Origin of the sequence: Streptomyces sp. ActVer (assembly GCF_027270795.1) — a bacterium.
Taxonomy (GTDB): Bacteria; Actinomycetota; Actinomycetes; order Streptomycetales; family Streptomycetaceae; genus Streptomyces; species Streptomyces umbrinus_A.
Map to the genome: position 1 here is coordinate 1 of NZ_JAPWHT010000633.1, position 4,532 is coordinate 4,532.

Genomic DNA, 4,532 nt, shown 5'->3' on the forward strand with positions numbered 1-4,532 from the left:
GGAAGACGGCGGCCGCTCCTGCGGTCGCTCCCGCCGCGACGGCGCCGGACGCGAGCAGAAAGCGACGTCGGTTGATCGCGGACGGCGATGCGGGCGCGGACGGCGATGCGGGTGTGGACGAGGGCGGGGGAGTGGGTGCGGTCCCCGCCATTTCGGTCCCGGTCATGGGGCGGCCCTCCGGTGCCTCCGAGAGACTCACTGAGCGGAACCACTCATTCAGGCCGCGGGGGCAGGGGCGTGGGCAGCGGTGTGGCGTGGCCGTGAACACCGCCGGAACAGGTGGAACGGCCGACGGGGCCCGCACTGCCGGTCTGCCCGCAGATCTGTCCGCCGGTCACCCCGCAGGTCCGCCCGCCGGTCCGCGACACCCGCCGTGATAGCTTGCCGGGGCCAGTCGAACCCATGTACGTGGGTCAGGGAATCCGGTGGGAATCCGGAGCTGACGCGCAGCGGTGAGGGTGACGGGCGGGGCATCGGCCACTGGACCGGCATGACGGTCCGGGAAGGCGCCTCGTCCGGGTGACCCCGAGTCCGAAGACCTGCTGGCGGCCTCCGCGGTCACGTGCCGACGGGGGAGCACCGTACGACCGGGCTCCGCGTTCGAGCCCTCGACGCCTGAGGAACTCCCGTGCCCGTCGCACGTCTTGCCCGCCCCGCTGCCCTCGCCCTGTCCGGGGCTCTCCTGCTGACCGGCTGCGGTTCGGGAGACTCGGGGGAATCGTCGTCCGGCACGGACTCCGGGGCCGCCGTCACCCTCGACAACTGCGGACAGACCGTACGCGTCGAGTCCCCGCCGAAGCGGGCCGTCTCCCTCAACCAGGGCACCACCGAGATCATGCTCTCGCTCGGCCTCGCCGACCGCATGGCCGGTACCGCGACCTGGACCGACCCGGTGATGAAGGGCCTGGAGAAGGCGAACGCGAAAGTGGAGCGGATCGCCGACAACAACCCCTCCTTCGAACGGGTCCTGGACGCCGACCCCGACTTCGTCGCCGCCTCGTTCGTGTCGACGCTGGGCAAGGGCGGCGTGGCCACCCGGGAGCAGTTCGAGAAACTCGGCGTGCCCGCCTACGTCTCGCCCTCCGACTGCGTCGGCAAGGACAACGCCTCGGGCGGCGACGGCTCACGGAAGAAGGCCCTCGGTATCGACGCCGTCTACGGCGAAGTGCGCGACCTGGCCGAGGTGTTCGGCGTCGAGAAGCGGGGCGAGCAGCTCGTCGCCGACCTCAAGCAGCGGACGAAGAAGGCCACTTCGGGGATCGACGCCTCCGACGTCACCCTCCTGTACTGGTTCGCCAACTCCGACTCGCCCTACATGGCGGGCTGTTGCGGCGCGCCCGGCGTCATCACCCGGACCCTCGGCGCGAAGAACGTCTTCGACGACACGCACGAGGAGTGGCCCCAGGTCAACTGGGAGACCGTCGCCGACCGCGACCCCGACGTGCTCGTCATCGGCGACCTGACGCGCAAGTCGCAGACCGCCGAGTCCGCGAAGAAGAAGATCGAGTTCCTGGAGTCCGACCCGGTCACCAAGAACATGACCGCCGTCAGGAAGAAGCGGTACGTCCTGCTCAGCGGGCAGGCGATGAACCCGACCATCCGCACGGTCGAAGGCGTCGAGCAAGTCGCTTCCGCCCTGCGGGAGTTCGGGCTCGCCGGGTGACACGGCCGCGCCTGGGACTGCTCATCGCCGCGGGCGTCGCCCTGCTCCTCGGGTCCGTCGCCGTCGCGATCACCATCGGCCCCGCGGACATCCGGGTCGGCGACGTCTGGTCCGTGGTCGCGTCCCATCTCGGCTGGGGCAGCTCGGAGTTGACCCCGATCCGGGACGGCATCGTCTGGGAACTGCGCCTGCCGCGCACGCTCCTGGCGGCCGTGTGCGGGGCCGGACTCGCCGTGTGCGGCGCGGTGATGCAGTCCCTGCTGCGCAACCCGCTCGCCGACCCGTTCGTCCTCGGGGTGTCCTCGGGCGCCTCGACCGGCGCCGTCATCGTGGTCGTCCTCGGCGTCGGCGGGGGCCTGGTCTCGGTCTCCGCGGGCGCGTTCCTCGGTGCGGTGCTGTCGTTCGGGCTCGTCCTGCTGCTCAGCCACACACTGGGCGGGGCGACGGACCGGGTGGTGCTGAGCGGAGTCGCCGCGATGCAGCTCTTCTCCGCGCTCACCTCCTTCGTCGTGATGACCGCCGCCGACGCCGAGACCACCCGCGGGGTGCTGTTCTGGCTGCTCGGTTCGCTGAGCGGGGTCGGCTGGACCGACGTCTGGGTGTGCTTCGCGGTCCTCGCGGTGACGCTGCTGGTGTGCCTCGGGTACGCGCGGACGCTCGACGCGTTCGCCTTTGGCCAGGACGCCGCCGCGACGCTAGGGGTCTCCGTGGCCCGTACGCGTCTCGTGCTGCTGTGCGCCACGGCGCTGCTGACCGCCGCGCTCGTCAGCTCGGCGGGCGCGATCGGCTTCGTCGGCCTCGTACTGCCGCATGCGGCAAGGGCGTTGGTGGGATCCGGGCACGCCCGGCTGCTCCCGGTCACAGCCCTCGCCGGTGCGGTGTTCCTGGTGTGGGTGGACACCCTCGCCCGTACCGTCCTCGATCCCCAGGAGGTACCGGTGGGCGTGGTGACCTCGCTGATCGGCGTACCGGTCTTCGTGCTGGTGCTGTACCGGACACGGAGGGCGTGATGACGGCGGAGGACATCAAGAGCACCGGGCGCGTACAGGCAGCACCTGGAACCGAGCGCGTGCAGGCGGCACCAGGAGACGGACTCCGCGCCCACCGCGTCACGCGCACCGCCGACGGCCGCGTCATCCTCGACGGCGTCAGCATCACCCCGGCCCCCGGCACCACCGTCGGCCTGCTCGGCCCGAACGGGTCCGGCAAGTCCACCCTCCTGCGCCTGCTCGCCGGCGTCCTCGCTCCGGCCTCCGGTGTCGTCACCCTCGATGGCAGCCCCCTCGCCGAACTGGGCCGCCGCGACATCGCCCGCCGTGTCGCCGTGGTCGAGCAACAGGCCGACACCCAGGTCGAGTTGAGCGTCCTGGATGTCGTAGGGCTCGGCCGCACACCTCATCGCCGCGCCTGGACCCCCGCGTCCGAGGCGGACGAACGGGCCGTACGCGACGCGCTGGACCGCACCGGCCTGACCGGACTCGCCCGCCAGTCCTGGCACACCCTCTCCGGCGGCGAGCGCCAGCGCGTGCAGATCGCCCGCGCACTCGCCCAGGAACCCCGCGAACTGCTCCTCGACGAGCCGACCAACCACCTGGACATCCAGCACCAGCTCGACCTGCTGACCCTCGTCACCTCGCTCCCGGTCACCAGCGTCGTCGCCCTGCACGACCTCAACCTCGCGGCGATGTACTGCGATCAGCTCGTGGTCCTGCGCGAGGGGCGCGTCGTGGCCTGCGGCAGCCCGGGCGACATCCTCACGGAAGGGCTCATCGCCGACGTGTACGGGGTCCGGGCCGCCGTCACACGGGACGGTCCCGACGACCGGCCGCACGTGCGCTTCCTGGGCACCGTGGGTTGACCGGTGCACCGGCGAATCGTCCTGGCCGCACCGGTGATTCGCGAACACGTGTCCGGAAATGACGTCAGCCTCCCCGCGCCGGACCTCGCACGCGCCTACGCTCAGCCCGTGCTGCGTATCACCGACGCCCGAACCGGCGAGCCCACGGACGCCACCCCCGCCCGCAGGGGCCTGACCCGTGTCGAGGCGCACGTGCCGCGCCCCGACACCACGGGCCTGCGCGTGCTCCTGGTCGCCGACGTCCTCGTACGCGCCCTGGAGATCAGCGGGACGCCCGTCTGGACCGTACTGACCGGCACCGAGGGGCGCGAGGAACTCCGGGCCCGCGCCACGGCGCTCGGCATCCGGCCCTTCGAGGACGAGCGCGAGAGCGGATCAGGCCTCGGCGAGGCCCAGGTGCTGCGCGTGTGCGCTTCGGAGACGGATACGGAGACGGCGACCGGTGCGACCGGTGCGACCGGCGCGACCGGCGCGGTCGAGGACGACGACGCGGTGAACGGTCTGCGGGTCGAGGGCGCCCCGGTCGACGCCGAGAGCGGAGTGGCGGACGACGACGAGCGCGCCTCGGCCCTCCGCCTCGCCCTGCTCGCGTGCCCCCGCCGCGAACCCCTCCGGCTCGACGAGGCGGCCCTCACGGACGCAGAGGACACCCTGCGGCGCTGGCGAGGTGCCGTCGCCACCTGGGCGACCCGGCCGTCCGGCCCCATCCCCGACCCCGTACGCCAACAGCTGCGCGCCGCCTGGGAGGACGACCTTGACGTGCCCGCCGTACTCGCGGTGCTGCGCAAGGTGGAGACGTCGGGGACCGTCCCGGACGGCGCCCGCTTCGAGACGTACGCCTACGCCGACCGGCTCCTCGGGCTCGAACTCACCCGTGACATCGGCCGCGAGACCCCCTCGTGATCGCGCGCGCCGGAGCGGGCCCGCTGCGCCGCCTGGTCGTCCTGCGGCACGCCAAGTCGGCCTGGCCGGACGACGTCGGGGGCCACGAACGGCCGCTCGCCCCGCGCG

At 72.6% G+C, this 4,532-nt stretch carries 4 protein-coding genes, 1 pseudogene and 1 riboswitch; all 5 genes and pseudogenes read left to right on the top strand.

Annotated features, from left to right (window positions below):
* Positions 1–374: 374 nt before the first annotated feature.
* Positions 375–562, top strand: a riboswitch (cobalamin riboswitch).
* Positions 563–628: 66 nt separating this feature from the next.
* Positions 629–1,663: an ABC transporter substrate-binding protein gene (locus tag O3Q52_RS49320; RefSeq protein ID WP_269654965.1), complete on the top strand. Its 1,035-nt coding sequence runs from the start codon at positions 629–631 to the stop codon at positions 1,661–1,663.
* Entirely contained in the window at positions 1,660–2,673 is a 1,014-nt protein-coding gene (locus O3Q52_RS49325; protein WP_269654966.1) for an iron ABC transporter permease, read from the top strand. The genes O3Q52_RS49320 and O3Q52_RS49325 overlap by 4 nt, the downstream gene beginning before the upstream one ends.
* Positions 2,673–3,521 (top strand): ABC transporter ATP-binding protein, encoded by an 849-nt coding sequence (locus tag O3Q52_RS49330; protein ID WP_269654967.1) that lies wholly within the window; start codon positions 2,673–2,675, stop codon positions 3,519–3,521. The genes O3Q52_RS49325 and O3Q52_RS49330 overlap by 1 nt, the downstream gene beginning before the upstream one ends.
* Before the next feature lie 108 nt (positions 3,522–3,629).
* The gene (locus O3Q52_RS49335; RefSeq protein ID WP_269654968.1) at positions 3,630–4,424 is read left to right on the top strand and encodes a hypothetical protein; all 795 of its coding nucleotides are present in this window, start codon (positions 3,630–3,632) and stop codon (positions 4,422–4,424) included.
* Positions 4,421–4,532 (top strand): annotated as a pseudogene (locus tag O3Q52_RS49340) (histidine phosphatase family protein); the annotation flags it as partial. The gene O3Q52_RS49335 and the pseudogene O3Q52_RS49340, both read left to right, overlap by 4 nt.